This window comes from Pseudomonas sp. LBUM1645 (genome assembly GCF_059716185.1).
Genome location: NZ_CP166811.1, coordinates 280,454 through 305,662, shown reverse-complemented (window position 1 = coordinate 305,662; position 25,209 = coordinate 280,454). Strand labels below are relative to the sequence as shown.

Annotated in this window: 22 protein-coding genes; 7 read left to right on the top strand and 15 right to left on the bottom strand. The window is 59.8% G+C overall.

Annotated features, from left to right (window positions below; all coding sequences use genetic code 11):
* Positions 1 to 481 precede the first annotated feature (481 nt).
* The 8 genes from ACA079_RS01345 to ACA079_RS01310 form a co-directional block, all read right to left on the bottom strand.
* Positions 482 to 1,159, bottom strand: a complete 678-nt coding sequence (locus tag ACA079_RS01345) for an RES family NAD+ phosphorylase (protein ID WP_497702331.1) — start codon at positions 1,157 to 1,159, stop codon at positions 482 to 484.
* Positions 1,159 to 1,569 (bottom strand): MbcA/ParS/Xre antitoxin family protein, encoded by a 411-nt coding sequence (locus tag ACA079_RS01340; protein ID WP_497702330.1) that lies wholly within the window; start codon positions 1,567 to 1,569, stop codon positions 1,159 to 1,161. The genes ACA079_RS01345 and ACA079_RS01340 overlap by 1 nt, the downstream gene beginning before the upstream one ends.
* Before the next feature lie 87 nt (positions 1,570 to 1,656).
* Positions 1,657 to 2,436: a DeoR/GlpR family DNA-binding transcription regulator gene (locus tag ACA079_RS01335; RefSeq protein WP_497702329.1), complete on the bottom strand. Its 780-nt coding sequence runs from the start codon at positions 2,434 to 2,436 to the stop codon at positions 1,657 to 1,659.
* Between the two features lie 55 nt (positions 2,437 to 2,491).
* Complete coding sequence (gene pdxA / locus ACA079_RS01330) at positions 2,492 to 3,493, bottom strand: 4-hydroxythreonine-4-phosphate dehydrogenase PdxA (RefSeq protein ID WP_497702328.1); 1,002 nt, start codon at positions 3,491 to 3,493, stop codon at positions 2,492 to 2,494.
* A 5-nt stretch (positions 3,494 to 3,498) separates the two neighbouring features.
* On the bottom strand, positions 3,499 to 4,791 hold the full coding sequence (locus tag ACA079_RS01325) for a four-carbon acid sugar kinase family protein (RefSeq protein ID WP_497702327.1): 1,293 nt from the start codon (positions 4,789 to 4,791) through the stop codon (positions 3,499 to 3,501).
* Positions 4,788 to 5,801 carry a 2-keto-3-deoxygluconate permease gene (locus tag ACA079_RS01320; RefSeq protein WP_497702326.1) on the bottom strand — a complete coding sequence of 338 codons (1,014 nt, stop codon included), beginning with the start codon at positions 5,799 to 5,801 and terminating at the stop codon, positions 4,788 to 4,790. Before ACA079_RS01320 ends, ACA079_RS01325 begins: the two co-directional genes overlap by 4 nt.
* A gap of 296 nt (positions 5,802 to 6,097) precedes the next feature.
* A complete protein-coding gene (locus ACA079_RS01315; RefSeq protein WP_497702325.1) occupies positions 6,098 to 7,381 on the bottom strand; it encodes an OprD family porin in 1,284 nt (427 codons plus the stop codon).
* 252 nt (positions 7,382 to 7,633) lie between these two features.
* Complete coding sequence (locus ACA079_RS01310) at positions 7,634 to 8,305, bottom strand: DsbA family protein (RefSeq protein WP_497702324.1); 672 nt, start codon at positions 8,303 to 8,305, stop codon at positions 7,634 to 7,636.
* Between the two features lie 253 nt (positions 8,306 to 8,558).
* Between ACA079_RS01310 and ACA079_RS01305 the strand changes: the two genes are divergently transcribed.
* The gene (locus ACA079_RS01305) at positions 8,559 to 10,649 is read left to right on the top strand and encodes a TonB-dependent receptor (protein ID WP_497702323.1); all 2,091 of its coding nucleotides are present in this window, start codon (positions 8,559 to 8,561) and stop codon (positions 10,647 to 10,649) included.
* Between the two features lie 198 nt (positions 10,650 to 10,847).
* Here the strand turns inward: ACA079_RS01305 and ACA079_RS01300 are convergent, their stop codons facing one another.
* From ACA079_RS01300 to ACA079_RS01285, 4 genes are all read right to left on the bottom strand, one after another.
* Positions 10,848 to 11,060 carry a hypothetical protein gene (locus ACA079_RS01300; protein WP_046045525.1) on the bottom strand — a complete coding sequence of 71 codons (213 nt, stop codon included), beginning with the start codon at positions 11,058 to 11,060 and terminating at the stop codon, positions 10,848 to 10,850.
* Positions 11,061 to 11,306: 246 nt separating this feature from the next.
* On the bottom strand, positions 11,307 to 12,413 hold the full coding sequence (gene aguA / locus ACA079_RS01295) for an agmatine deiminase (protein WP_497702322.1): 1,107 nt from the start codon (positions 12,411 to 12,413) through the stop codon (positions 11,307 to 11,309).
* A 5-nt stretch (positions 12,414 to 12,418) separates the two neighbouring features.
* Positions 12,419 to 13,297, bottom strand: a complete 879-nt coding sequence (gene aguB, locus ACA079_RS01290; RefSeq protein WP_415772738.1) for an N-carbamoylputrescine amidase — start codon at positions 13,295 to 13,297, stop codon at positions 12,419 to 12,421.
* 302 nt (positions 13,298 to 13,599) lie between these two features.
* On the bottom strand, positions 13,600 to 16,512 hold the full coding sequence (locus tag ACA079_RS01285) for an aminotransferase (protein ID WP_497702321.1): 2,913 nt from the start codon (positions 16,510 to 16,512) through the stop codon (positions 13,600 to 13,602).
* A 465-nt stretch (positions 16,513 to 16,977) separates the two neighbouring features.
* Here ACA079_RS01285 and rfbC point away from each other — a divergent pair, with 465 nt between their 5' ends.
* The 4 genes from rfbC (at position 16,978) to ACA079_RS01265 (ending at position 21,322) form a co-directional block, all read left to right on the top strand.
* Positions 16,978 to 17,523 carry a dTDP-4-dehydrorhamnose 3,5-epimerase gene (gene rfbC, locus ACA079_RS01280; RefSeq protein WP_497702320.1) on the top strand — a complete coding sequence of 182 codons (546 nt, stop codon included), beginning with the start codon at positions 16,978 to 16,980 and terminating at the stop codon, positions 17,521 to 17,523.
* A gap of 106 nt (positions 17,524 to 17,629) precedes the next feature.
* Complete coding sequence (locus ACA079_RS01275; RefSeq protein ID WP_497702319.1) at positions 17,630 to 19,438, top strand: sensor histidine kinase; 1,809 nt, start codon at positions 17,630 to 17,632, stop codon at positions 19,436 to 19,438.
* Complete coding sequence (locus tag ACA079_RS01270; protein ID WP_497702318.1) at positions 19,435 to 20,826, top strand: sigma-54-dependent transcriptional regulator; 1,392 nt, start codon at positions 19,435 to 19,437, stop codon at positions 20,824 to 20,826. The genes ACA079_RS01275 and ACA079_RS01270 overlap by 4 nt, the downstream gene beginning before the upstream one ends.
* A 40-nt stretch (positions 20,827 to 20,866) precedes the next feature.
* On the top strand, positions 20,867 to 21,322 hold the full coding sequence (locus ACA079_RS01265; protein ID WP_497702317.1) for a thioesterase domain-containing protein: 456 nt from the start codon (positions 20,867 to 20,869) through the stop codon (positions 21,320 to 21,322).
* Between the two features lie 100 nt (positions 21,323 to 21,422).
* On the opposite strand, the gene cysQ is transcribed toward ACA079_RS01265, so the two are convergent.
* Together cysQ and nudE are read right to left on the bottom strand one after the other, a co-directional pair.
* Positions 21,423 to 22,250, bottom strand: coding sequence for a 3'(2'),5'-bisphosphate nucleotidase CysQ (gene cysQ, locus ACA079_RS01260; protein ID WP_497702316.1), 828 nt, complete (start codon positions 22,248 to 22,250; stop codon positions 21,423 to 21,425).
* A complete protein-coding gene (gene nudE / locus ACA079_RS01255; RefSeq protein WP_497702315.1) occupies positions 22,247 to 22,813 on the bottom strand; it encodes an ADP compounds hydrolase NudE in 567 nt (188 codons plus the stop codon). The genes cysQ and nudE overlap by 4 nt, the downstream gene beginning before the upstream one ends.
* Before the next feature lie 90 nt (positions 22,814 to 22,903).
* Here nudE and yrfG point away from each other — a divergent pair, with 90 nt between their 5' ends.
* Positions 22,904 to 23,566, top strand: a complete 663-nt coding sequence (yrfG, locus tag ACA079_RS01250; RefSeq protein ID WP_497702314.1) for a GMP/IMP nucleotidase — start codon at positions 22,904 to 22,906, stop codon at positions 23,564 to 23,566.
* Between the two features lie 118 nt (positions 23,567 to 23,684).
* Here the strand turns inward: yrfG and lysM are convergent, their stop codons facing one another.
* Complete coding sequence (lysM, locus tag ACA079_RS01245; RefSeq protein WP_017335932.1) at positions 23,685 to 24,125, bottom strand: peptidoglycan-binding protein LysM; 441 nt, start codon at positions 24,123 to 24,125, stop codon at positions 23,685 to 23,687.
* A gap of 136 nt (positions 24,126 to 24,261) precedes the next feature.
* Here lysM and ACA079_RS01240 point away from each other — a divergent pair, with 136 nt between their 5' ends.
* Entirely contained in the window at positions 24,262 to 25,149 is an 888-nt protein-coding gene (locus ACA079_RS01240; RefSeq protein ID WP_283189635.1) for a LysR family transcriptional regulator, read from the top strand.
* Positions 25,150 to 25,209 lie beyond the last annotated feature (60 nt).

The window sequence follows — 25,209 nt, the reverse complement described above, 5'->3', positions numbered from 1 at the left end:
ACTATTTTCCAGTTTCAGCGACACGTTCTTTTGATGTGTCGCTGAAGACGACACGTAAGTATCGATGCAATCCTGTATTTGCAGCGGCCTGGTCTCGGAGACTCGAACCGTGCGGCTCGCATTCATTTCGCGTAAAGACCCAGTAAATCCTTCTGAAACTGGCGCAGTTCAACATCCATTCCTGATCTCTCCTTTGTCGAGCAACAAAGGTATCAGCAGCCGATATTCAAATGATGAAAATTACGCCTGGCCATAATTATTGCTCACTTAAGACATTCTTCAGTCGAGCAAGAACCTGTGGCGAGGGGATTTATCCCCGTTGGGCTGCGAAGCGGCCCCCCGCGTCTTTTCAGACAGACTAAGTTGTCTGGATTACGACTGCTTCGCAGCCGAACGGGAATAAATCCCCTCGCCACAGATGTGGACGCCCGCGGTTAAGTGAACAGTGTTACGAATCAATCGGCGCTTTTTAGTTTCCGGCTCACACCTCGCTGACTTCAAACACAAACGAAATCTTCCGGCTGCTCGCACTCCACACATAACGAATGTGCTTCCCTTGCTTCGGAATAGACACAGCCGGCGGACGAAACGCAGCGACACATTCATGCCCAGGCAGCCGGACGCTGTTGTAAAGCAGCCCCCACGACAAGGTTTCGCGCAGTTGCCGGGCAAACGCCTGTGACGGCCCGTAAGCGTCAGGGTCCGGGTTGTGCAGCTCGGGGTAGTGTTGGCGAACGTCGTGCATCGGTTTGACGACTTTGTTGACGTAGGTGCGCAGGGTCAACTCGATGTCGGGCTCGTTGGTCGCGGCGAGGAAGCGTTCCTGGTGATAGCTTGTTTCGGCGATGGCGGCGGCCTGGCTGCTGGCGGCGTAGTAGACGCCGTAGGTGCCGTCGGTGAAGCGGCTGGTTTTGCCGATGTGGGTGAACGCGGCCATGACCGGCGATGAGCCGGGGCCGGAGATTCGGTCTTCGGGCAGCACGCGGGAGAGCACGCCGGCCTCTTGCACCAACCGGTCGTTGGTCAGGGCTTCCAGGGCGTAGGCGGTTTGCAGGTCTTCGGGGTCGAGCACGTCTTCAAACAGGGTGATCGGGGGGAACGCGCTGTTGATCATCCGGTAAGCACGGTTCCACTCGGGGAGCACGACTTCCGGGACCATCAACCGCGGACGCCATCGAGGTAGCGACGCACGTCAGCGATGTCCACCACCCGGCCGGCAAGCATATAGCTCAACGCGGATTGACCATTGAACGGCGCGGCAGTGTTCGGACTGCTGACCCATTTGTAGGCGCGGTCGCGGTTGTTGCTGAAGATGATGCTCAGGGCTTTGTGGATGCCCATCAGGTAGGAAATGCGCTCCAGCGTGTCATGAGGGAGACGCACATTGGGCGGCAGGTGTTTGTACTTATAGAAAGTGGTGTTGCCGACTTTGCCCAGCAGCGTGCGCTGTTCTTCGGCGCTGCAGCCCCAACGCTCCATCAGGTTGAAGAAGAACTTGAGCGCCACACGACCGGCTTCCGGGGTGTCGAGTTCTTGAGGAGCGGTGCGGACGGGGGATGAAGTGGCCATTGGAAGGACTCCTTCGGGCAAAGGGTTGTGCCTTCAGAGTAGTACAGATCCGAACTTATTTTTAACTTTTGTTCGTTTGCGGATTTTTTAAGGCTTTTCGACGATCACGGTTTCCACAGTGATTTGGCTGATCGCATGAAACGGCGCCAGTGCCGCTTCATCGGCCGTAGCCCCGGTAATCAACCGCCACTCCCGCTCAATCGGCGTCCAATGCTGTTGCCGCGCGCGGCCCAATTTATCGGTATCTGCCAGCACCACAATTTGCGCCGCCCGTTTGATGATGCATTCCTTGAGATACGCCTGCTGCGCGCTCGCTTCACACAAACCAAACTCGGCTACCACGCCGTCAGCACCGAGGAAGGCCTTGTCGACACTCAACCGGCTCAACGTCAGCTCGGCCAACGGCCCCAACGTGCTCATGCTCGAACCGCGCAAATCGCCGCCGATCAAGGTCAACCGCACGCCCGGCGCATTGGCCAGGGTCATCACGGCCAGCAAGTTGTTGGTGACCACATGCACGTCTTGTCGCGAACACAGATGATGGGCCAGTGCGGCGCAGGTGGTGCCGCCGTCGAGCAATACCGTATCGCCGTCCTGGACGTGAGCCGCAGCCGCCTGAGCGATGGCATCTTTCTGCTCCCACTGGCTGGTCTTGCGTTCTTCGAGCGAAGCTTCCGGCTCATGAACTCCAACCACCGCCGTCGCGCCGCCATAAGTGCGCACCAGGTGTCGCTGTTTGGCGAGCATGGTCAGGTCGCGCCGCACCGTCGCTTCCGAGACCCCGAGCGCCGCGCTCAATTGCTCGACGTTGGCATCGCCAATACGCACGAAATCGAGGATGGCGCGGTGGCGTTCGGATGCTTTCATGGCGGGTCTCGTTGTGTGGACGGTGGTCGATCTTACACGACAGCGTCCCTGCGACTCATCCCCGTCGCGTGGCAAGCTCCGCACCCTGGCGCAGCGCTTCGAGCAGGCTGCGTTCATCGGCTATGCCCTTGCCGGCGATATCGAAAGCAGTGCCGTGGTCGACCGAAGTACGGATCACGTCCAGGCCGACGGTCACGTTCACACCCGCTTCAAGTCCCAGCACTTTGACCGGGCCGTGGCCCTGGTCGTGATACATCGCCACCACCAGATCGAAGTCGCCGCGTCCGGCGCGGAAGAACAGCGTGTCGGCGGGCAGTGGGCCCGTCACGTCGAGGCCGCGTTCCTGCAACAGCTTCACCGCCGGGATGATTTTTTCCTCTTCTTCGCCATAGCCGAACAAACCGTTTTCGCCGGCATGGGGATTGATCCCGCACACGCCGATACGCGGCTTGGCGATGCCGGCCTTGATCAGCGTCGCGTTGCCGCGCTCGATGGTGCGCTGGACCAGGCCCGGTTCAATCTTGCGGATCGCGTCGATGATGCCGATGTGGGTCGTGACATGAATCACCCGCAGCTGCGGCGCCACCAGCATCATCGACACTTCGTCGACGTTGGTCAGGTGCGCGAGCATTTCGGTGTGGCCGGGGTATTTGTGGCCGCCGGCGTGAAGCGCTTCCTTGTTCAGCGGCGCGGTGCAGATCGCATCGATCTGGCTAGCCTCGGCGAGTTGCACAGCGCGGGCGATGTATTGATAAGCAGCGTCACCGGCGATGGGCGACAGCTCGCCGAACGGCAGGTCGTCGGGGATCAGGTCGAGGTCGATGCAGTCAATGGTGCCGGCCTCGTACAACGCCTGGGAGGCGTCCTCGATGCGGCGCACTTTGGCGCTGCCGCCGACGATGACGTTGGCTTGTTCAAGGCGACGGGCATCGCCGATCACCAGCGGTCGGCATTGTTGATAGACGACGTCATGAGTCAGGCTCTTGACGATGATTTCCGGGCCGACACCGGTGGCGTCGCCCATGGTGATGCCGATGATCGGGAGGTAGTTGCTCATAGTGTTCATTGGAGTCCTTGGATTCGTGTGCGTTTGGGCGGGGAGCGATCGGCGCAGTCGCTCAGGTGTTGCCATGCCGCGTACAAGGCGTGATCGGTGCCGAACGCGCCCGCCTTGGTAACAATTCCGGGACGATGGCCTTGCCGGGAAACGGTCGGTCGCGCGAAGGCGACGCCAGCTTCGATTTCCGTCAGCAATTGCAGGCTGTCGATCCCGACAGTGGTCAATATGGCCCGCGCCGTCTCGCCGCCCGTGGCGATCAGGCCACCGACCTTGGCGAAGTGCGGTTCTACCAGCACGGCCAGCATGGTTGAGAGTTGCGCGCCCTCCTGGGGATCGAACGCCTCATCGCGGCCGATGCGCAGCAGCAGGTCACTCCAGCCTTCCAACTGCTCGCCGATGCGCGCCTGCCAGATTGCCCAATCGCCATGGGTTGTGCCTTGGCGAAGAACCTCAGGCGGGACGACCAGTTCGCTGACCCCGCCACGCTCCTTGAGCAGTGCGCACTGTCGCTCGCAGACGCCAGACAGACTGCCGACGAGTATCAGAATCGGCGCCTGACTTTTTTCGACGGCATCGGGTTCGATGGCTGCGAACCGTACTTCGGAGCTATCAGAAAGGCTGGCAGGAAGACTGGCTATTTCCCGCGCAAGGCCACCCGAACCGATCCAGAACAACGGCTGGTCCATCGACGCGGTCAGGCGAGCGAGAGTCAGCAGGTCATCTTCGGTTTGCGCATCGACGATCAACGCCTGCGTGCCGCTGCGGGCGACTTCGACAATGTGCCGGGCGAGCGCGTCTTCGTTGCCGCGCAAGGTATCGAGGTCCAGTTTCGCAGTGGTCAGGCCTGCGGTGACGAGCATCGCTTCGACATCGGCTGGGCGGTCGGCGTTTTCCAGTTTCCAGGTGTCGGTGGTTTCCAGCGGCTGGCCGTTCACGAACACGCGACCGCCGCGCAACGTACGGCCTGTAGCAGGAAACGCCGGGGCCACAATGGCCAGGCCTGCCAACGGTTGCAGGGCGGCGACTTCAGCCGCCCAGTTGCCGCGCAAGGTCGAATCGATTTTCTTGTACAGCCGCTGCCCGGGCTGATGCAGCGCCTTGAACGCGGCGACGGTGCGCTCGGCGGCCTGCGCCGGTGAGAGGCGCCGAGTGTCGGTATCGGCGGCGATCACCTGAGCGTCAGCCTTGTCATTCAAAGGGTCGAGCGTGACGACCGTTTGCATTCCCGCGCTCGCAAAGCCGATGGCGCAATCCGCCGCGCCCGACAGATCGTCTGCGATGATCAGAATCCTCATCGCAAGGCCTCCTGCTTTTGAGGTTCAATCTCCGGCTCGGGAATGGCGACAGGGTTGCGCTGCTGCACGCGCTTGGCGACGGCGGCGGTAAGCAGCGGCGCGAGGATCGCGGTGACCACGACGCAGGCCGCTACCAGTATGGTCGCGCTCTTCGCCGCTTCTGCGTATATCGGATTGGCTGCCGCGATCAGCGCAGGAACAGCTGCGGCATTCCCGGCGGTGGTGGCGGCTGCAACACCTGCGACGCCAGTGCCACCGGTCAAACGGTCAGCGAAGAACAACGGGATACCGGTCAGCACGACAACTGCAACGCCCATGCCGAGACCCAGCAAACCGGCCTGCCAGACGTTATGCAAGTCCAGGCTGGCGCCGAGGGCCAGGGCGAAGAACGGGATCATGACGGGAACGGCTTTGGCCAGAAAGTCGCGCATGTCACGGTCGAGATTGCCCAACAGCATGCCGAGTGCCAGTGGCAGGATGCTGCCCACCAGCGTCGGCCAGGGAAATGCCGACAGCCCAGCGATACCCAAAGTGACCATCGTCAGAAAAGGACCGGACTCCAGCGACATGACCGAGTACGCGCCGACGTCTTCGGAGCGACCGTACTGCCCCATCAGCGCCATATATAGGCCGCCGTTGGTGTCGTTCATCGCGGCGACCACCGCCAGCGTGGAAATACCGGCGAAAAGGCCTGACGAAACCGGCTGCTCACCCAGGAAGTGCCCAAGCACAATACCAATGAGGACGGCGATGCCGACTTTGGTCGCGAGCAGCGTACCGCCCTTCTTGAGCAGGTAAGGCGTGGCCTTGATGTTGATGCTTGCGCCCATGCAGACGTAGAACACCGCGAGGATCGGTAGCGCCCCGGTGAACAGTGCATTGGTGAATGAGCCGAAAAACTTTGGCGTGTCGGGCAGGAAGGTTGCCACCAGCGAGCCAATCAGCAGGGGCACGATCATCATGCCGCCCGGTATGCGCTCAATGGTGCGTTTGATAGGAAATTGGGCCACGAGGGTCTCCTTTTATAATTGTAGGGTAAGACGTGCATCACCTCGAAACTGACTGAACCGATCATTTACTGATTGTTTCAGTCAAATTCATCTTAGGCCTTCGGTTTAATTTGCGCAAATCAATCATTCAAATGATCGTTTCGATCATTTCTGGCGGAGAATCCGGGCTGTAACGGGCGGCTCGAATCGCCAGGTGACGCAAGCCAGAGCCCTGCAGCGCCCACAAAAAAGCCCCGAACCAGTCGGGGCTTTTTCTTTCTCAGCCTTGTATCAGGCCTCGATGGCGCAACCGATCATCAGAAAATATTGATCGGGTAGTCCACGAACACACGTACTTCGTTACCGCTGGAGTTGTACTCACTCGATTTCTGCGACACACGCAGGATCGAGCTGCGCAGTTTCACGCTCAGGTCTTTGGCCGGGCCGCTTTGCACGACGTACTTGAACTGGTTGAAGATTTCGCGCTCGGTACCGCCTTCGCTGGTGGAGGTGGTGATGTTGTCGCCGCGCACGTAGGCGAAGTTGTAGCTCAGGCCTGGAATACCGAAGGTGCTGAAGTCGAGGCCGTAGCCCAGCTGCCAGCTGCGTTCGTCTTCGGCGTTGAAGTCGGACCAGTAGGAGTTCGCCAGATAGATAGTGTTGCCGCCATCGCCGACGCGACCTTGGTCTTTCTGGTAGCCGCCGTACGGGTAGCCCAGGTTGCTGTCGCCGGTGCTGCGCTGGTGGGCGAGCGTGAACGAGTGCGCGCCGGTGGCGAATGTGGCGGCCAGGCTCCAGATTTTGTTGTCGTCGCCGGTGGCACCGCTCTCGCGGACGTAGGAATCGTCCAGCTTGGTGCGGTAGCCGTTAAAGTCCAGGGTCAGGGACTGATCCTTGTCGATCGGGAACACGTAGTTGGCGTTTACGTATTGCTTCTTCAGCACGTCTTCGACGTCGGAGGCGTACAGCGCAGCCTTGAACTGTTCGGTGAACTGGTAACTACCGCCCAACACGTTGATCGACTTCAGGCCGCCGCTGTCATGGCCTTCAGCGCTTTTGCGCGATTCGGCGGTGAAGCGACCGGCGTTCAGCTCCAGGCCTTTGATCTCCTTGGAGGTGATCAGGGTGCCGGTGTAGCTTTCTGGCAGCAGGCGGGAGTTGTCGTAGTTCAGCACCGGCAGGACTGGCATCTGGTCGCCGTAAGTCAGAACGGTGCTGGATACGCGGAATTTTACCGCGCCACCGGCTTTGGCCAGGTCGCCGGCCGGGTTACCGCTGTCGCCTTCCTTGAAGAAGTCGATGCCTTGGCCGCCGCTGTGGCTACCACGGTCCAGACGCAAGCCGTACAGACCGAAGGCATCAACGCCGACGCCGACGGTACCTTGGGTGAAGCCCGAGGTGTAGGTGCCGATGGCAGCCTGACCCCATTCACGCTGGTCGTCGTTGCCGTCTTTTTTGTCGCGATTGATGTAGGCATTGCGCAGCAGCACTTTGAGGCTGCTGTCTTCAACAAAACCCTTGGATTCGGCCTGGTCGTTAGCCATGACCTGTGTAGCACTCAACATCCCCAGAGCGATCAGGCTGATTCGCTTGTTCAACATTTTGTTCTTTTCCTTATGATCGGTTGATACGCGCTGTGTCGAACGGCTGAAACGGCGCTATCGCACTCTTTTTTCACCCCAAACAAAAAGGCCCGCGCACGAAGAAATCGTGGCGGGCCTTTTTGTTATTTTATGAGTCATGGCGGTTAGCCACAGGCGTGGGGCGAATCCTAGCCGCGCCCTTAACGATGTGTCAATTTCATGAATCGTCTGTGAATAGGCGAAAAACGTCTAAGAAATCGCTTGTCGACGTCAATCGGCGCAGCCGTTCAGGCCACAGGCTTGAAGCTCCGATGATGACGCTTGTGCGGGAAGCGACTGATTCAGCCATGCCGCAAAGGCTTGCGGCTTGCCGAGCCACGGGCTGATATCGATCAGGGTGAATTGGCCGTTGTGTTCCAGGGCGAAAGTCGGGAAACCCTGGCCGCCGACTTTGGCCAAGCGTGCTCGACTGTCCTTGATGTGGCGATCAGTTTCAGCTGCTTTGAAAGCAGCCTGGAACGCTTGAGATTCCAGACCGATGTCTTTCGCGAGTTCTAACAACACAGCTTCATCGGCAATGCGTCGACCTTCCTCGTAGTGAGCACTCTGCAAACGTCCCAGCAACTCCAATCCGCGGCCGGCGATCTGCTCGGCTGCCAGCACCGCGGCAATCGGCGGTGCGGAATCGAACACCGCTGTCTCATCGCGCAGCAATCCTTCGAAATACGCCTCACCGAACGGCTGGCCGGTGTACTCGGCAATGCGACGGTCGTGGGGCATCACGTAGTTGCGCAGTTGTGGCGAGACGGTCTGGCGGTTGGCGCCGGTCATCATGCCGCCGCCGTGGGCGATCACTGGCAACACAGCCTGGGCGGCTTGCACCAGCGGTTTTGCGCCGTAGCACCAGCCGCATAACGGGTCGTAAATGTAGTGAAGGATCATGGGAAGACTCCGGTAAAAGCGTAGGAAAACGAGATGCCGGCAGATTAGTCCTCCGCCCGTTTCTGAAAAACGCTGCAATGGCTTTCAGTCTGTTTCATGAATCGGTCAAATGATCTCACCGCCCCCTGTAGCCATCTCGACACAATTCGAAATAATCAAACAACGAAACCTTTCAAGAATAATTAACAGAAGTAAATAGCAAGCATTACCATTCGCGCCCTCGAATTACTCCACCCTTTCGGATGCGCTTCAGATGCCTGCCCCCTTTCGCCTCACGCCCGTCACCCTTGGGCTTTCTGCATTTCTCTCTGCCGGTTTTGCCTGCGCCGCCACCACCGTTTTACCCGAGACGTCGATCAGCGCTGAAGCTGAAGCCGATGACCCGCGCGTGAAAGAAACCAGCACCGCGACCCGCACCGCCACGCCGGTGCGCTACGTTCCACAAGCGATCGACTCGATTAAAACCGCGAACGTCATGGATTACGGCACCAACGATCTGGGCACCGCGCTGAGCGGCATCCCCAACGTCAGCAGCGGCGCCGACACGCGCTTCGACAGCCTGCGCATCCGCGGTTTCGACGCCAGCAACGACTTCTACCTCGACGGCATCCGTGACGACAGCCAATACGTGCGCGATTTGCACAACATCGAACGCATCGAAGTCCTCAAAGGCCCGGCCGCCGTTTTGTATGGCCGTGGCAGTCAGGGCGGGATCGTCAATCGGATCAGCAAACTGCCTGAATTCGGTCGTCGCTCGACCGTCGAGGCCCAGGGCGGCAGCGATGATTTGCGCAGCCTCTACGCCGACCTCAGCACCGACCCGAGCGAGAACATCAGCCTGCGACTGAACATGGGCAACATGGATCAAAACAGCTTCCGCGACGGCGTAAGCGGCAATCGCCAACTGTTCGCTCCGTCGATGAGCTGGCAACTGACGCCGGACCTGAACTGGCTGGTGCAGTACGAATACAGCCGCTACAACCGTACGCCGGATCGCGGCATCCCCGGTGTAAACGGGCGCCCGGCGGACGTAGGACGGGATACGACCTACGGCAGCGAGCACGATTTCATCGACGACAAGTCGCAATCCCTACGCTCGAAACTCAGTTATGAACTCAGCGACAACTGGCAGCTGCGCCACACCCTGGGCGTGTTCAAGCTCAACAGCGATTTCGACAACACCTACCTGACCGGTTACACCCCGGCGACCAACAAGGTCACGCGCCAGCACTGGCAGCAGGACCTGACCACCCGCAACGTCTACAACAACGTCGAACTGGAAGGCGGTTTCGACACGTTCGGCCTTGAGCATCGTTTGCTGACCGGCATCGAAATCGGCAGCCAGCGGCGCGACCCTACGTTGTACAACGCGGCCACCGGGAGCGGGACTCAGCCGGTGCCGGCACTGGACCTGTACAACCCCGACCGCAATTTGCGCCATACCGGGCGGATGCAGGTTTCCAGCAGTACTCACACCGAAGTCGAAAGCCGTGCGGTGTACGTGCAGGATCAACTGCGTCTGAACGATCAGTGGCAACTGCTGGCGGGTTTGCGTTACGACACCTTTGACATCGAATCGACCAACAAGCTGCGGGACATTTCCGAAGACCGCGACAGCCATAGCACCAGCCCGCGTGTAGGACTGGTGTGGACGCCGCTGCAGAATCATTCCTTCTACGCCTCCTGGACCAAGACTTTTTCCCCGGTCGGCGGTGGTTTGATCGGTATCACCCCGGGCGCTGCGGGCAACAGCAACGACCTGAGTCCCGAACTGACCAAGCAAAAAGAAATCGGCGTGAAAAGCGACTGGCTCGATGATCGCCTGAGCACCACGTTGGCAATCTACGAACTGGAACTCTACAACCGCCGTACCAGCGATCCCAACGATCCGACCGTCACCTTGATGACCGGCGTGCAACGTTCCCGCGGCATCGAGCTGACCGGGACCGGCAAGATCGCAGGCAACTGGTACGTGCGCGGTGGCGTGGGTGTGCAGGACGCGACGGTCGAGAAGGACAACAACGGCTTTGAAGGCAAACGCATCAGCAACGTGGCCAAGCATAACGGCAGCCTGTTCCTGACCTGGAAACCGGAAATGGGTTGGTACGCCGAAACCGGTCTGACCCTGGTGGGCCAGCGTTATGCCGACAACCTCAACACCACCGTCCTGCCGGGTTATGGCCGTTGGGATGCATTGGCCGGGTTCCGGCAGAAGGATTGGGATTTGCGCGCGGCGCTGAACAACATCAGCGACAAGACCTATTACTCGTCGGCCACCAGTGCGGCACAGATTCAGCCGGGTGAACCGCGCAGCGTGGTCGTGACCGGAACCTACAGCTTCTAAACACCGCAAAAACCTGTGGGAGCGAGCTTGCTCGCGATGAGGCCGGAACAGTCAACATTGATGTTGAATAGCAGGCCGCTATCGCGAGCAAGCTCGCTCCCACATTTGATCTCCATCGATCACAACAAAACCTTTCGCCCATAAAAAAGCGCCGCCATCCCGGCAGCGCTTTTACCAATCCGTTGTTTGTTTTTCTTCTTATCCTTCCATCACATCCCACAACGCTTCCAGCTCCGCTTCGCTGAATAAACCAGCGGGGTAGCGTTCGATCATCATCCGGCGCGGATCAGGTTCTCTGATCTGACGCGTTCCATTGGACTTCAACCAGTGCGCCAGGACCTGGAGCGATTCGCTGTTTACTGCCAGGGGATGCAACGCCCGCTCGCTCACCACATTCATTTCGGCGTTCATTTCCGCGCTCTCTCCTGGTTTCTGAGCGGCTAACTTATCCAAGGTTTATGACAGAACATCGCAGTTCTCCCCCTCCCTGTTTTGCACCATGAGAGATACAAGAGCTGTGCCAAGGTTTCGTAACTGTCGACAAGTGGATACAAAAAAGCCCGCGGTCCTGAAGGACTGCGGGCTCTCTACAAGACGGAAAAGGCAAAACGCTTGCCGAAGCGATTCTGCAATCAACTCAAGCTGTTACAACCTCACTCACTCCTTGTGCGGTGCTGGCTGTTGTTGGGTAAGGCAGTGGATGTTACCGCCTCCCAGTAACAGTTCGCGGCCGGGCACCATCACCACTTCGTGCTGCGGGAACAGTGCCTGCAAAATCTCTTTTGCCGGGCCATCCAGCGGGTCGTCAAAGCTCGGCGCGATGATGCCGCCGTTCACAATCAGAAAGTTCACGTAGGAACCGGCCAGACGAACGGTCGGATTACGTTCCTGAGTCCCGTCCACCGGATCAACACCAGCGCACTCTTCCTCGGTCGCATACAGCGGCCCCGGAATCGGCATCTTGTGCACCGTGAATGGGCGACCCTTGGCGTCGGTGCTGCTTTCCAGCACTTTCATTGCCGCCTGGCAGCGCGGGTAGTTCGGGTCCTGCGGGTCATCAGTCCAGGCCAGCAACACTTCGCCCGGACGCACGTAGCAACAGAAGTTATCCACATGGCCGTCGGTTTCGTCGTTGAACAAACCGTCCGGCAGCCAGATGATTTTATCCACAGCCAGATTCGTACTGAGCACCGCTTCGATCTCTGCACGGTTCATGTGCGGATTGCGATTGCGGTTAAGCAGGCATTCTTCGGTGGTGATCAGCGTGCCTTCGCCATCGACGTGGATCGAACCGCCTTCGAGCACAAAGCCCTCGGTGCGGTAGCGCTGGCTGCGCTCGATCTCGAGGATCTTGCCGCCGACCTGCGAGTCGCGATTCCACGGCGAATACAGACCACCGTCGAAACCGCCCCACGAGTTGAAGTCCCAGTTCACACCACGGACTTCGCCACTGTTATTGATGACAAACGTCGGGCCAGTGTCGCGAACCCAGGCGTCGTCACTGGACATTTCCACCACACGAATATTCGGCACGTCCAGACGGGCACGGGCGTTTTCGTATTGGCCGGCGGAAACCGCCACGGTCACCGGTTCGAAGCGGGCAATGGCTTTGGCCACCGCGACGTGCGCGGCTTGCGCTGGTTTGCCACCCAGGCGCCAGTTGTCCGGACGCTCGGGCCAGATCATCCAGGTCTGGGTTTGCGGCGCCCATTCGGCTGGCATGTAAAAGCCATCAGCGCGAGGGGTGCTGTTCAAAGTGGTCATAGCGATCAGGACTCCAGGGAACCGTCGAGGGTCTTTAGTGTGCCATACAGGTTCGGGCGACGATCACGGAACGAGCCCCACGCGCTGCGGATGTGCTCCAGCTCATCGAGGTCGAAGCTCTGAACCAGTACGCCTTCTTCGGTCTTGTCGAGCTCCTGAACCTTCTCGCCGAACTGGTTGGCGATGAACGATGAGCCGTAAAAGGTGATGTCGTAACCGTCCTGCTCTTCGTTGCCGATACGGTTGCTGGCGATCAGCGGCATCAGGTTGGCGCCGGCATGGCCTTGTTGCACGCGCTGCCAGTGATCACGGGACGATATGGTCTTGTCGTGTGGCTCGCTGCCGATCGCGGTCGGGTAGAACAGGATTTCCGCGCCCAGCAACGCCATGCTGCGCGCGCATTCCGGGAACCACTGGTCCCAGCAGATACCCACGCCGATTTTCGCGTAACGGGTGTTCCAGACTTTGAAGCCGGTATCGCCCGGATTGAAGTAGTACTTTTCGTGGTAGCCAGGGCCGTCCGGGATATGGCTTTTACGATAAATCCCGAGGTTGCTGCCGTCGGCATCGATAATCGCGATGCTGTTGAAACGCGCGCGGCCCGCCAGTTCGTAGAAGCTGATCGGCAAAACGACTTGCAGTTCTTTGGCGACTTTCTGGAAGTGCTTGATGGCGACGTTGTCTTCAACGGTCGTGGCCAACTGCAGGTAATCCGGGTTCGGCTTCTGGCAGAAGTACGGAGCCTCGAACAGTTCCTGGATCAGGATGATCTGCGCGCCTTTCGCCGCGGCCTCACGGACCAGCCGCTCAGCGGTCTCGATGTTGGCTTCAAGGTCCCAGGAACAGGCCATCTGGGTGGCGGCGACGGTAACGATACGGCTCATGAATCATCTCCGGGGCAATTGCTTGAGGGTCGAGTGTGGCATCGACCAATGACAGAAATGGGAAGCACCGGGCGTGGTGAGGCCACACCGGGGCAGTGGCGACTTTATAACCGATAAAAATCGGCTTTTAAAGCTTTAAACCGTCCATCTGTCGAAATCAACTCAAGCAACCCAGATAATAATCGAACTTCACGCTATCCCTGTGGGAGCGAGCTTGCTCGCGATAGCGGTCGTACATTCAACATAAATGTTGGCTGGTCTGGCCTCATCGCGAGCAAGCTCGCTCCCACAGGGATGGGTGTTTAGAGACCCTCTGCGAGCACCTTCGAAAGCATGTCGACAAAGAAATCCACGCTCTGACGCGAGGTCACCATCGGCGGTTTGATCTTGAGGATGTTCAGGTAATCGCCAGTCGGCTGCATGAAGATCCCCAGTTCGCGCAATCGATCACACAGCGCCGTGGTTTCTTCGGTCGCCGGTTCCAGGGTTTCGCGATTGCGGATCAACTCGACGCCCAGATAGAAGCCGGAACCATGCACCGCGCCCACCAGCGGATGAATATCGATCAGCGCTTCAAGCCGTTCCTTGAAATACCCGCCCACGACCTGAGCGTTTTCCCAGAGCTTTTCTTCCTCCATCACATCCAGCACCGCCATGCCGATCTGGCAACTGACCGGGCTGCCGCCGGCCGACGAGAAGAAGTAACCCTCAGCCTCCAGCGCTTCGGCGATTTCCCGACGGGTGATCACCGCGCCCAACGGCTGGCCGTTGCCCATGCCTTTGGCCATGGTGATGATGTCCGGCACCACGCCCTGCTCTTCGAAACCCCAGAAAAAGTTGCCCATGCGGCCGTAACCGACCTGCACTTCGTCAGCGATACAGACACCGCCCTGAGCACGAACCAGCGCATAAACCTGTTTCAAATACCCCGGTGGCAGCGAGATACCGCCGGCATTGCCGTACACCGGCTCGCAGATGAAACCGGCCAGCTGACGCTTCTGCTCGGCAATTTTCGCCAGGTTGTGTTCGACGCTGCGCACGTAGTCCGGCGCGCTATCCGGTCCACGGAATTCGCCGCGATAAGTATTCGGCGCAGTAACCGGATGCACCCAGTCCGGACGGCTGCTCAAGGCCTTCGGGTTGTCGGCAATCGAGGTCGAGACCGCGTCCGCTCCCACTGTCCAGCCGTGATAGGCCTCTAGCACGCTGAGCATGTCGCGACCGCCGCTGTAGGCCCATGCCAGGCGGATTGCCAGGTCGTTGGCCTCGCTGCCGCTGTTGACCAGGAACACTCGGTCCATGGAATCCGGCGACAGTTTCAGCAAACGTTCGGAGAACTCGGCAATCGCCGCGTAGTTAAAACGCGAGTTGGTGTTGAGCAGCGACCACTGACGGCTGGCGACAGCAGCCATGCGTGGATGACCGTGGCCAAGCACCGCGACGTTGTTGAGCATGTCGAGGTAGGAACGGCCCTGCATGTCGATCAGGTGATTACGCCAGCCGCGTTCGATGCGCGGTGGATCGACGTAATAGTGCTTCTGGGTACGGGCGAAACTGGCGTCACGGCGCGCCAGCAACGTCTGCGAATCGAGTTCCTCCTCGGCGTCACAGGCCAGTCCCAGCAGCACCGCCGGCGACGGGCACAACGCTTGCCAGGCAGCCGCGCGGGACGGCGTGCAAAACAAGGGAGCATTGAACGAAGCGCCTCGGCACAACTGCACGATCAGTGGCCCGCTGACCGAGCCCAGCACCTGGCCTTTGACCAGCGCTGCGCCCGTGTGCAGCGACGGCGTCACGCCCCACAACCGCACACTCAGTTGCGGGCCATCCAATTGCAGCACGCCTGCCGCCGGCTGATGCACCACCCCGGCAAACGGTGACTCGACCGCCGTGCCGTGGGGCACTCGCAACTCGACGTGCAATGGACACGTGTCCGGTTCATTGGCGTTGTCCGGCCGGGTGCGGGACAGGCGATATTGCCCATAACGACTGGCCGCCAGACCATGAGCTGCGGCAGCTTCGGTCAACAGACGTTGATCGATCCCCTCCTGTTCCCAGTTGCCGGCCTCGAAATGCGGACTGAGCACGCCCAAATCGATCAACGCAAACTCACGCCCCACCAGGCTCGGCAGCAGCGGCGCGAAGCCTTCGCTACCGATGCTCGGCAGGTTCTGGCCGACCGAGGTAAGGATCGCCGCTTCCATCAACACCAACGGCACTGATGTAGCGACGCGGAAAATCTCCCACTCGTGGGTGAGATTGTCGCGGCTGTATTCGTTGCCTGGATCAATGTTGACCTGCTGTTCGCCGCTGAGCACCAACACCACCGCTCGGGCGACGATCAGTGGCCAGAGCGCCAATAGTTCTTCGTGTGTGAGCGGATTGACAGCGTGATAGGCCTGCACCGCCGGCAAAATGTAGAAAGGATCGCCATCAGCGTGGTGCAGCAGCGCCGCGCAGGTCACCGACAGATCAGTGATGCGCCAGGTACGAACCAGGTCGCCGAAATCGATCACCCCCTGCAATTGCCACTGGCGTTGCGAATCTCGCTGCCAAACCACGTTGTCGTCAGTGATGTCCATGTGAATGGCCTGCACCGGCAGCGTATCCACAAGCGGCTGCAAATGACGCTCGGCCCGTTCAGCCGCATCGGCGATCAGCCGGCGTTGCTGGTCGTCGTTGATGACCGGCAGCAAATGCGCGATCAGCGCGTTGGCGTGACGGGCGTCCCATTGAAGGGTGCGCTCAAGGCCCGGATGGTCGAAACCGGCCAGCGCGAGGTCCATTTCACCGCATAGCCGACCAAAACCGGCCACCACTGAACCGGGCAGATGATCCAGATGTGTGAGCGACTGGCCTTCGATGTAATCGAGCAGGCGCACATGCACCGGTTGGCCGCCGACCTCCAGGGAAAGAAGGTCTGCACCGTTTTTGGCGGGAATCACTCGTGGCACATGCACATCAGGGTGTTCACCCAAATGCCTAAGCCCGGCGTGTTGGGCGTGCAGCTCCAGCGCCGAGTAATCGCCACGGCAGATTTTCAGGACAAAACGCCCCTGGTCGCTGTCGACCCGATAGTTAAGATCCTGCTGGCTGCCGAGGGCCTGCAACCTTCCACTCAGGCCGTAATGTCCCTTCAACAGCTCAAGCGCTTGCCCCGCAGACACTTGCGGGCTGGGCAAACTGGCGCGATGAATCAACGTGGCGAGTGGCATACAACGACCCCTGAAATTTTATTAGGCGCTTATATCGCCACTGCTTTGAGCGATACGCAACCCCCCTTCAAGCCTGCATCCTCTCTATTGAACTTTCCTACGCCCATCCCGGATTGCCTTCCCCTGGGGAAACAAGCTACAGCGGCTGAACGCAAAGAATGCGCCCGGCAGAAGATCAACATAGCCATCCTGACAAGGTCTTTTTTCATCGTGGATGATGAAATTTTGTTCACGTCAATGAATTTGGACAGTGCCTATAGTCCAAGCACTGGTACTTCTTCAGTGCCTTGCGCGTCGAAAACCTCAAGTTTCCAGTTGAACAATACTTGAATACTTCGATGTTGATAAATGCCAACCGTGGCCTGCACTTCCAGAATTTGATTGCCTGAACCACGGTTTACTCGCGCCTGCCGCCACTTTGCGCAAGAATGGCGCCCCATCAACGCCTATTGCTGGAGAAAGACCATGAAAGTAGTCACCACCGACCTTCCCGGTGTTCTGATCATCGAACCCAGGGTATTTGGTGACGAGCGCGGTTTCTTTTATGAAAGTTTCAATGCCAAGGCTTTCAAAGAAGCGACCGGCCTGGAGACGAATTTCGTTCAAGACAACCATTCCCGCTCGCAAAAAGGCGTATTGCGCGGCCTGCATTACCAGCTGGAAAACACTCAGGGCAAACTGGTCCGCGTCACAGTCGGTGAAGTACTCGACGTGGCTGTGGATATTCGCCGCAGCTCGCCACATTTCGGCAAATGGGTGGCCGTGCGTCTGTCCGCCGAGAATCATCGCCAACTCTGGGTCCCGGAGGGTTTCGCCCACGGTTTCGTGGTGCTGAGCGAGTTCGCCGAATTCCTCTACAAAACCACCGACTACTACACCCCGTCCGCCGAGCGCTGCATTCGCTGGGACGACCCGGACCTGGCCATTGATTGGCAACTGGACGAAGCACCGAAACTGTCCCATAAAGATCAGGCCGCCGCGCTCTTCAAGGACGCTGACGTCTTTTCCTGAAACACCGTCTGAATCTTCACCGCGCAGGCGTGCCTGACCCACGGCGCGCAGACTGCGCCCGCAAGCCTAGGCATAATGCGCCTGTACCCACAGGCGCCCGATGCTCATGACTCCGACCCTTCCCCGCAGACCCCGCTGGCGCAGCCTGGCCCTGCTCGCGCTGTGCCTGGCGCCGTTGCTGTGGCCGCTGGAGCATCTGGCCGAGCGTTACTACCGCAGCGAACTGGCCGGGCAGAACCGTCAGACCCTCGACCTTTACGTCGCCAACCTGCTGGGCACCCTGCACCGTTATGAAGTGTTGCCGCAGATCCTCGGCGATCTGCCGGCCCTGCGAGCCGTCCTCGGCGCGCCCGACGATGGCGTCACCCAGGGCAACGCCAATCGCTTGTTGAAAAACATCAGCGCCCAGACCGGCGCCGAAGTCATGTACCTGATGGACACCACGGGCAAGACCCTGGCCGCGTCCAACTGGGACAAACACGACAGTTTCGTCGGGCGTAATTTTTCCTTCCGGCCGTATTTCAGCGAAGCCATGGCCGGGCGGCTTGGGCGTTTTTTCGGTTTGGGCACGACATCGGCCAAGCGCGGCTATTTCTTCGCCGCCGCCGTGCGTAACGGCGAAAAGATCATCGGCGTGCTGGTGGTCAAGGTCGACCTGGACCACACCGAAAGCCTCTGGGGCAAAACCCCGGAACAACTGCTGCTGACCGACCATAACGGCGTGGTCATTCTCACGTCGCGGCCCGAGTGGCGATTCCGCTCGACCCGTCCGTTGGGCGAAGACGAAAGAAAGGCAATCACCGCGATTCAACCTTATCCGACCCGCGATCCCAAACCATTGCGGCTCAACCCCAACGCCTGGCTGACACAAACCCAGCCAATCGCAGAAACCGGTTGGAACGTCAGCATCCTCGCCCCACGCACTTTGATCGATCGCCCGGTACGCACGGTCGTCGCCATCGGCGGCGCGACATTGTTGGTGTTGATGTTGCTGCTGGGTCTGATGATGCAGCGCCGCCGGCATTACCTCGAACGAATCGCCTTCGAAGCCAAGGCCCGTCGCGAACTGGAAGGCCGGGTAGCCGAGCGGACCAGCGACCTCGAAGGCCTCAACCGTCGACTGAAACAGGAAGTACTGGAACGTGAACAGGCCCAGCAAGAGCTGGTTCGCGCTCAGGATGATCTGGTGCAGGCCGGCAAACTGTCAGCCCTTGGCACCATGTCGGCGAGCATCAGCCACGAATTGAATCAACCGCTGGCGGCGATCCGCAGCTACGCAGAAAACGCCGAAGTGCTGCTCGATCATCAGCGCACCGACGATGCGCGCGGCAACCTCAAGCTGATCAGCGAACTGACCGGGCGCATGGCCTCGATCATCGCCCACCTGCGCGCCTTCGCCCGGCGCGATCGCCACGCCCCGGAAAGCGTCGCCCTGCAACCGGCGCTGGACGATGCGCTGGCACTGCTGGCCAAGCGTCGACGCAGCATGGAAGTCGAGCTGATCCGCGACTTGCCGGCCGCCACCCTGTGGGTCGAGGCCGGGGAAACCCGTCTGCGCCAGGTACTCGGCAATCTGCTGGCCAACGCCCTGGACGCCCTGACGGAAAAAGGCCCGCCGCGTAAGCTCTGGTTGAGTGCCCAATCCACTGCCGACGGCGTCAATCTGTACATTCGCGACAATGGCCCCGGGTTCTGCCTGGAGGCACTTGGCCGCGCCAGCGAGCCTTTCTACACCACCAAGACCCGCACTCAGGGGCTTGGGTTAGGGCTGGCGATTTGCGAAACCCTGATGCGTGCCTTCGGTGGTGAACTGTCGTTCGCCAACCACAAGGAAGGTGGCGCCCTGATTACCCTGAAGTTGCGTGCAGGCGCACCGGGTGTGAGCCTGCAACCGTCCGAGGACCGAAGTGCATGACCATCGACAACCGCATCCAGGTCGTGCTGATCGACGACGATCCGCACCTGCGTCAGGCCCTGAGCCAGACTCTGGACCTCGCCGGCCTGAAAATCCTGCCACTGGCCGAAGCCAAAGGCCTGGCCGCGCAACTGGAGCGTGACTGGCCCGGCGTGGTGGTCAGTGACATCCGCATGCCGGGCATGGACGGTCTCGAATTGCTGACTGAACTGCATGCCCAGGATCCGGAACTGCCGGTGCTACTGATTACCGGTCACGGCGATGTGCCGCTGGCCGTGCAAGCCATGCGCGCCGGGGCTTATGACTTTCTGGAAAAACCCTTTGCCAGCGACGCCTTGCTCGACAGCGTGCGCCGCGCCCTGGCCCTGCGCCGGCTGGTACTGGACAACCGCAGCCTGCGCCTGGCCCTGAGCGATCGCAATGAACTGAGCACCCGACTGGTCGGGCAATCGGCGCCGATGCTGCGCCTGCGCGAGCAGATCGGTGCATTGGCGGCGACCAAGGCCGATGTGCTGATCCTTGGCGAAACCGGCGCCGGCAAAGAAGTTGTCGCACGTGCATTGCACGATCTGTCGAGCCGTCGAAACGGTCCGTTCGTGGCGATCAATGCCGGCGCCCTGGCCGAGTCGGTGGTCGAAAGCGAGCTGTTCGGTCATGAGCCAGGCGCTTTTACCGGCGCGCAAAAGCGTCGCATCGGCAAGTTCGAATTCGCCAATGGCGGCACATTGTTCCTCGATGAAATCGAAAGCATGAGCCTGGATGTGCAGGTGAAATTGCTGCGCTTGCTGCAAGAGCGGGTGGTCGAGCGCTTGGGCGGCAATCAGCTGATCCCGTTGGACATCCGCATCATCGCTGCGACCAAGGAAGACCTGCGTCAATCCGCCGATCAGGGCCGCTTCCGTGCCGACTTGTATTACCGCCTGAACGTCGCACCACTGCGTATTCCGCCACTGCGCGAGCGCGGCGAAGATGCACTGATGCTGTTCCAGCATTTCGCCGATGAAGCCAGCGCTCGTCACGGCCTGCCACCCCACGAGTTGCAACCGGGACAACGCGCCTTGCTGCTGCGCCACACCTGGCCGGGTAACGTGCGGGAATTGCAGAACGCCGCCGAACGCTTTGCCTTGGGCCTGGAGCTTGCCCTGGACAACAGCGCAGCGGAAGGCGCTGTCGGCATGACGGTCGACGTGGTCAGCGGCGGTCTCAGCGAACAAGTGGAAAACTTCGAAAAGAGTTTGATCGCCGCCGAACTGGCGCGTTCTCACAGCTCGGTGCGCAGCCTCGCCGAAGCCCTTGGCATCCCACGCAAGACCTTGCATGACAAACTGCGCAAACACGGGCTGAACTTCGCCGACGGTGGTACCAGCCACACCGACGAATCCGATTGAGCTACCGTCAAACCATCATCTTCAAAAAAGAGATCCGTGCATGAGCCGCGACAGCCGTCATCTGGAATCAGTCCTCCATCGCGACATTCCCCTTACACGGGACATGGGCCTCAAAGTGCTCGACTGGCACGACCAGCAACTGCGCCTGCACTTGCCGCTGGAGGCCAACGTCAATCATAAAAGCACCATGTTCGGCGGCAGCCTTTATTGCGGCGCGGTGCTGGCCGGTTGGGGCTGGTTGCACCTGCGATTGCGTGAAGAAGGGGTTGAAGGAGGGCACATCGTGATTCAGGAAGGACAGATCAGCTATCCGCTGCCGGTGACCATGGACGCGACAGCGATTTGCCATGCGCCGAGTGCGGCGATGTGGAAGAAGTTTTTGGCGATGTATAAGCGGTATGGGAGAGCGCGGTTGACTCTGCATTCGCGGATCGTCAATACGGACAGTAATGACGATGCCGTGAAGTTTACTGGGCAGTACGTACTCCACCGCTAAGCAAAAGATCGCAGCCTCGTTTCACTCGACAGCTCCTACAGAGAAACGCGTCCCCCCTGTAGGAGCTGTCGAGTGAAACGAGGCTGCGATCTTTGGATCTTTACGCCCGCGCCAACGCCAACAGTTTTTCTCGCCACGCAGCCTTCGCCGGCAGCGCCAGGAAAAACTCATTCAACAACGACTCCCGCGCCGGATAACTAAACGGCGCACCGCTCAAATCCAGCACCTCACCGCCCGCCCCTTCCAGCACGCCTTGCGCCGCCGCCGTGTCCCACTGCGAAGTCGGCGCCAACCGCGGGTAACAATCCGCCGCCCCTTCCGCGAGCAAACAAAACTTCAACGAACTGCCGATATTGGCCAATTGCAATTCACCCAGACTGTCGCTCAACCCGGCGAGCAGGCGCTCCTGCTCAGGACTTGAATGCCGACGACTGGCAACCACGGTAAACGCTTCACCCTCAGCAGGAACCTCGCGAACCTGAATCGGCGAAGGCGCCGCGTCTTTATCGCCACGCCACGCACCCAGACCCGCACCACCGACGTAGAAGCGCCCGTTGGTCGGCATCGACACCACGCCAAACACCACTCGCCCCTGCTCGATCAGCGCGATGTTGACGGTAAATTCTTCGCTACCGGAGATGAACTCCTTGGTCCCGTCCAGCGGGTCCACCAGCCACCAACGCTGCCACCCGGCGCGCACGCTCAGGGGAATGTTGGCGTCTTCTTCGGACAGCACCGGGATGCTCGGATCCAGCGCCGTCAGCCCGGCCAGGATCACATGGTGAGCGGCCATGTCGGCGGCCGTCACCGGGGAATCATCGGATTTTGCAGTCACGGCGATGTTGGCACGCCAGAACGGCAAAATCGCTTCACCGGCTTTCAGCGCCAACTCAACAACAGGCGCCATCAACGGATGGGGGAAAATCATGGCTGGAACACTCCACGCTGAGTCAGTAGATCACGGGCCAGATACAGTGCTGCCAATGCACGGCCCTCAGTGAATCGCGGGTTCTGGGCCAGGGACGACAACTCACGCAGGTTGATTTTGTCCACGCCCATCGGCTCGGGCTCATCGCCTTCAAGGCTTTCTTCGTACAGATCAGTGGCCAGCACCACCTGGATCTTCTGGCTCATGTAACCGGGCGACAACGACAACTCTGTCAGATGCTCCAGTTGCCGTGCGCCATACCCGGCCTCTTCCTTGAGCTCCCGCTCGGCCGCCGCCAGCACGTCCTCGCCCGGCTCGATCAAGCCTTTAGGCAAGGACAGCTCGTATTCATCGGTGCCGCCGCAATACTCTTCAACCAGCACCGCGTGGTCCGCATCCAGCATCGCCACGATCATCACCGCGCCATAACCGGCGCCCTTGCCCAGCAGTCGCTCATACGTACGCTCCACGCCATTGGAAAAGCGCAACTTCAGCTCTTCGACGCAGAACAAACGGCTGGTGGCGACGATCTCGCGGGCGAGGATGGTGGGTTTCTGGCGCATGAAAAGCTCCTTGGCGTGAACGCGTTACTATACCCGGCCTATCCTGATTGTTTACGTCGGATATCTTTTTTACCGCTGGAGAAGTTTTTTATGTCCCTGCTGCCCTGGCGCGACATCGATACCGTTCTGCTGGATATGGACGGCACGCTGCTGGACCTGCACTACGACAACCATTTCTGGATGGAGCACCTGCCCCAGCGTTACGCCGAGTTGCACGGGGTGAGTCGGGCCATGGCCGAGATGGAGTTGCAGCCGTTGTTCGAACGCAACGCCGGCCAGTTGCAGTGGTATTGCCTGGATTTCTGGAGCGCCGAGCTCAAACTGCCGGTGCGCGAACTGAAACTGGAAACCGCGCACCTGATCGCGTTGCGACCGGATGCGGACACCTTTCTGGCCGCCATCAAACAGGCCGGCAAGCGCGTGGTGCTGATCACCAATGCACACCGCGATTCGCTGTCATTGAAACTGGAAAGAATCGAACTGGCGCCGTACTTCGAGCGGTTGATCAGCTCGCATGATTACGGTTTCCCCAAGGAGAATCCGCAGTTCTGGGAGGCGTTGCAGGCGGACATCGGTTTCGACCCGGTGCGCAGTCTGTTTATCGACGATACGTTGCCGATCCTGCGCAGCGCGCGGAATTTTGGGGTGGCACATCTGTTGGCCGTGAGTGAGCCGGACAGCCGTAAAGGTCCGAAGGACACGGCCGAGTTTGCGGCTGTGGGGGATTATCGGGAGTTGATTGCCGGGCTTTAAGACCGCGTCGCCTGCATCGCGGGCAAGCCTTGCTCCTACAGGTCCGTGTCGTTCACAAAAAGTGCGTACGACACGGACCTGTAGGAGCAAGGCTTGCCCGCGATGGCGATTTCAGATGTTACTCAGGAATCCGCAACGACTGCCCCGGATAAATCTTGTTCACGTCCTTGAGCATCGGTTTGTTGGCCTCGAAGATTTTTTGATACTTGTTGGCATCGCCATACACGCGCAAGGAAATCGCGCTGAGGGTGTCGCCCTTCACGACCGTGACAAATGTCGCCGCCTTCACCACCGGCCCGGTCACGGTGATCTGGTCATCCACACTACCGACACCGGCAATATTGCCCACCGCCAGCAGGATTTTTTCCTTCTCTTCCTGACTACCGACTTCGCCGGTCACGGTGACTTTGTCGCCATCCACCGTCGCCTGTACATTCGGGTTACCCAGGCCGACCTTGCTGATGTGTTCCTTCAACTGCTCGCTGGCATTGGCGTTGCCTGGCGTCAGCAGATCGATAAGTTTTTCGCCTGCTTCTTTCACAAAGCTAAAAATACTCATGGTGCATTCTCCTTGGGTTTTGGGTTCCAGACGCAAAAGCCTAGACCAAGGCTGTTACTTGCGGTTCCAACCCGACCAATGACGCCGCTTCCCCCCAAGCGCTAGAATCCGAACCTTCCCGCGCCCTGGAGCGAAGATGGACATCAAGCAACTGAAATTCCTCATCGCCCTCGACGAAACCCGGCATTTCGGCCAGGCCGCTGCGCGTTGTCACATCACTCAGCCGACCCTCTCCATGCGCTTGCGCAGCCTCGAAGAAGAACTCGAGTTGCCGCTGGTCAATCGCGGTCAACGCTTCGAAGGTTTCACCGCACCGGGTGAACGGGTGCTGGCGTGGGCGCGCACCGTGCTGGCGGCCTACGACGGCTTGCAGGCCGAGGCGGCTGCCTGTCGCGGCAATCTGGTCGGTACGTTGCGTCTGGGCGTGGTGCCGCTGTCGAGCTTCGATCCACTGCCGCTGATGCAACGCTTGCACGCCGAACACCCGAACTTGCGCTTCGAACTCTCGGCCCTGAGTTCTGAACAAATCCTGGAACAACTGGCGAACAATCGCCTGGACCTCGGCGTTTCCTACCTGGAGCGACTGGACGGCGAACGCTTCGATTCCCTGGCGTTCAGCGAAACCCGCATGGGCCTGCTCTACGATCAGCGCTTCTTCAGTTTCGGCGAGGCGCCGCTGAGCTGGGAGTCCCTGATCGAACTGCCGCTGGGCATGCTCACCAGCGGCATGCATTTTCGGCAGTCCATCGACCACAACTTTCACAGTCGCGGCCTCACCCCGCAGCCGTTGCTACAAACCGATGCCGTCCACCAATTGTTACAAGCAGTGCACGGCGGATTTTGCTGCGCCGTGATGCCGCTGGACGGAGGCCTGGAAAAACTCACCGATCATTTGCGCCTGCAACCCATCGAAAATGCTCAAACCCTCGCCCGGCTGGGGCTGATCATGCGTCGCAGCGCCCCGCGTTCGGCGCTCGCGGAAGCCTGTTTCGCGATTCTTCAGCAATCGCTGCCGAGCTCTTGATCGACGCCATCTATCGGTAGATCAGTATTAGCGATTAGACGCGACAAGTTGACGCGCCTA

Coding starts and splice junctions, on each gene's coding strand:
- ACA079_RS01315 (WP_497702325.1), bottom strand. CDS start 7,381: ATGTTGAACAAGCGAATCAGCCTGATCGCTCTGGGGATGTTGAGTGCT.
- ACA079_RS01310 (WP_497702324.1), bottom strand. CDS start 8,305: ATGATCCTTCACTACATTTACGACCCGTTATGCGGCTGGTGCTACGGC.
- nudE (WP_497702315.1), bottom strand. CDS start 22,813: ATGCGCCAGAAACCCACCATCCTCGCCCGCGAGATCGTCGCCACCAGC.
- ACA079_RS01340 (WP_497702330.1), bottom strand. CDS start 1,569: ATGGCCACTTCATCCCCCGTCCGCACCGCTCCTCAAGAACTCGACACC.
- ACA079_RS01325 (WP_497702327.1), bottom strand. CDS start 4,791: ATGAGGATTCTGATCATCGCAGACGATCTGTCGGGCGCGGCGGATTGC.
- aguB (WP_415772738.1), bottom strand. CDS start 13,297: ATGAGCCGTATCGTTACCGTCGCCGCCACCCAGATGGCCTGTTCCTGG.
- cysQ (WP_497702316.1), bottom strand. CDS start 22,250: ATGATTTTCCCCCATCCGTTGATGGCGCCTGTTGTTGAGTTGGCGCTG.
- lysM (WP_017335932.1), bottom strand. CDS start 24,125: ATGAGTATTTTTAGCTTTGTGAAAGAAGCAGGCGAAAAACTTATCGAT.
- aguA (WP_497702322.1), bottom strand. CDS start 12,413: ATGACCACTTTGAACAGCACCCCTCGCGCTGATGGCTTTTACATGCCA.
- ACA079_RS01265 (WP_497702317.1), top strand. CDS start 20,867: ATGAGCCGCGACAGCCGTCATCTGGAATCAGTCCTCCATCGCGACATT.
- pdxA (WP_497702328.1), bottom strand. CDS start 3,493: ATGAGCAACTACCTCCCGATCATCGGCATCACCATGGGCGACGCCACC.
- ACA079_RS01275 (WP_497702319.1), top strand. CDS start 17,630: ATGACTCCGACCCTTCCCCGCAGACCCCGCTGGCGCAGCCTGGCCCTG.
- ACA079_RS01300 (WP_046045525.1), bottom strand. CDS start 11,060: ATGAACGCCGAAATGAATGTGGTGAGCGAGCGGGCGTTGCATCCCCTG.
- ACA079_RS01270 (WP_497702318.1), top strand. CDS start 19,435: ATGACCATCGACAACCGCATCCAGGTCGTGCTGATCGACGACGATCCG.
- rfbC (WP_497702320.1), top strand. CDS start 16,978: ATGAAAGTAGTCACCACCGACCTTCCCGGTGTTCTGATCATCGAACCC.
- ACA079_RS01345 (WP_497702331.1), bottom strand. CDS start 1,159: ATGGTCCCGGAAGTCGTGCTCCCCGAGTGGAACCGTGCTTACCGGATG.
- ACA079_RS01285 (WP_497702321.1), bottom strand. CDS start 16,512: ATGCCACTCGCCACGTTGATTCATCGCGCCAGTTTGCCCAGCCCGCAA.
- ACA079_RS01240 (WP_283189635.1), top strand. CDS start 24,262: ATGGACATCAAGCAACTGAAATTCCTCATCGCCCTCGACGAAACCCGG.
- yrfG (WP_497702314.1), top strand. CDS start 22,904: ATGTCCCTGCTGCCCTGGCGCGACATCGATACCGTTCTGCTGGATATG.
- ACA079_RS01305 (WP_497702323.1), top strand. CDS start 8,559: ATGCCTGCCCCCTTTCGCCTCACGCCCGTCACCCTTGGGCTTTCTGCA.
- ACA079_RS01335 (WP_497702329.1), bottom strand. CDS start 2,436: ATGAAAGCATCCGAACGCCACCGCGCCATCCTCGATTTCGTGCGTATT.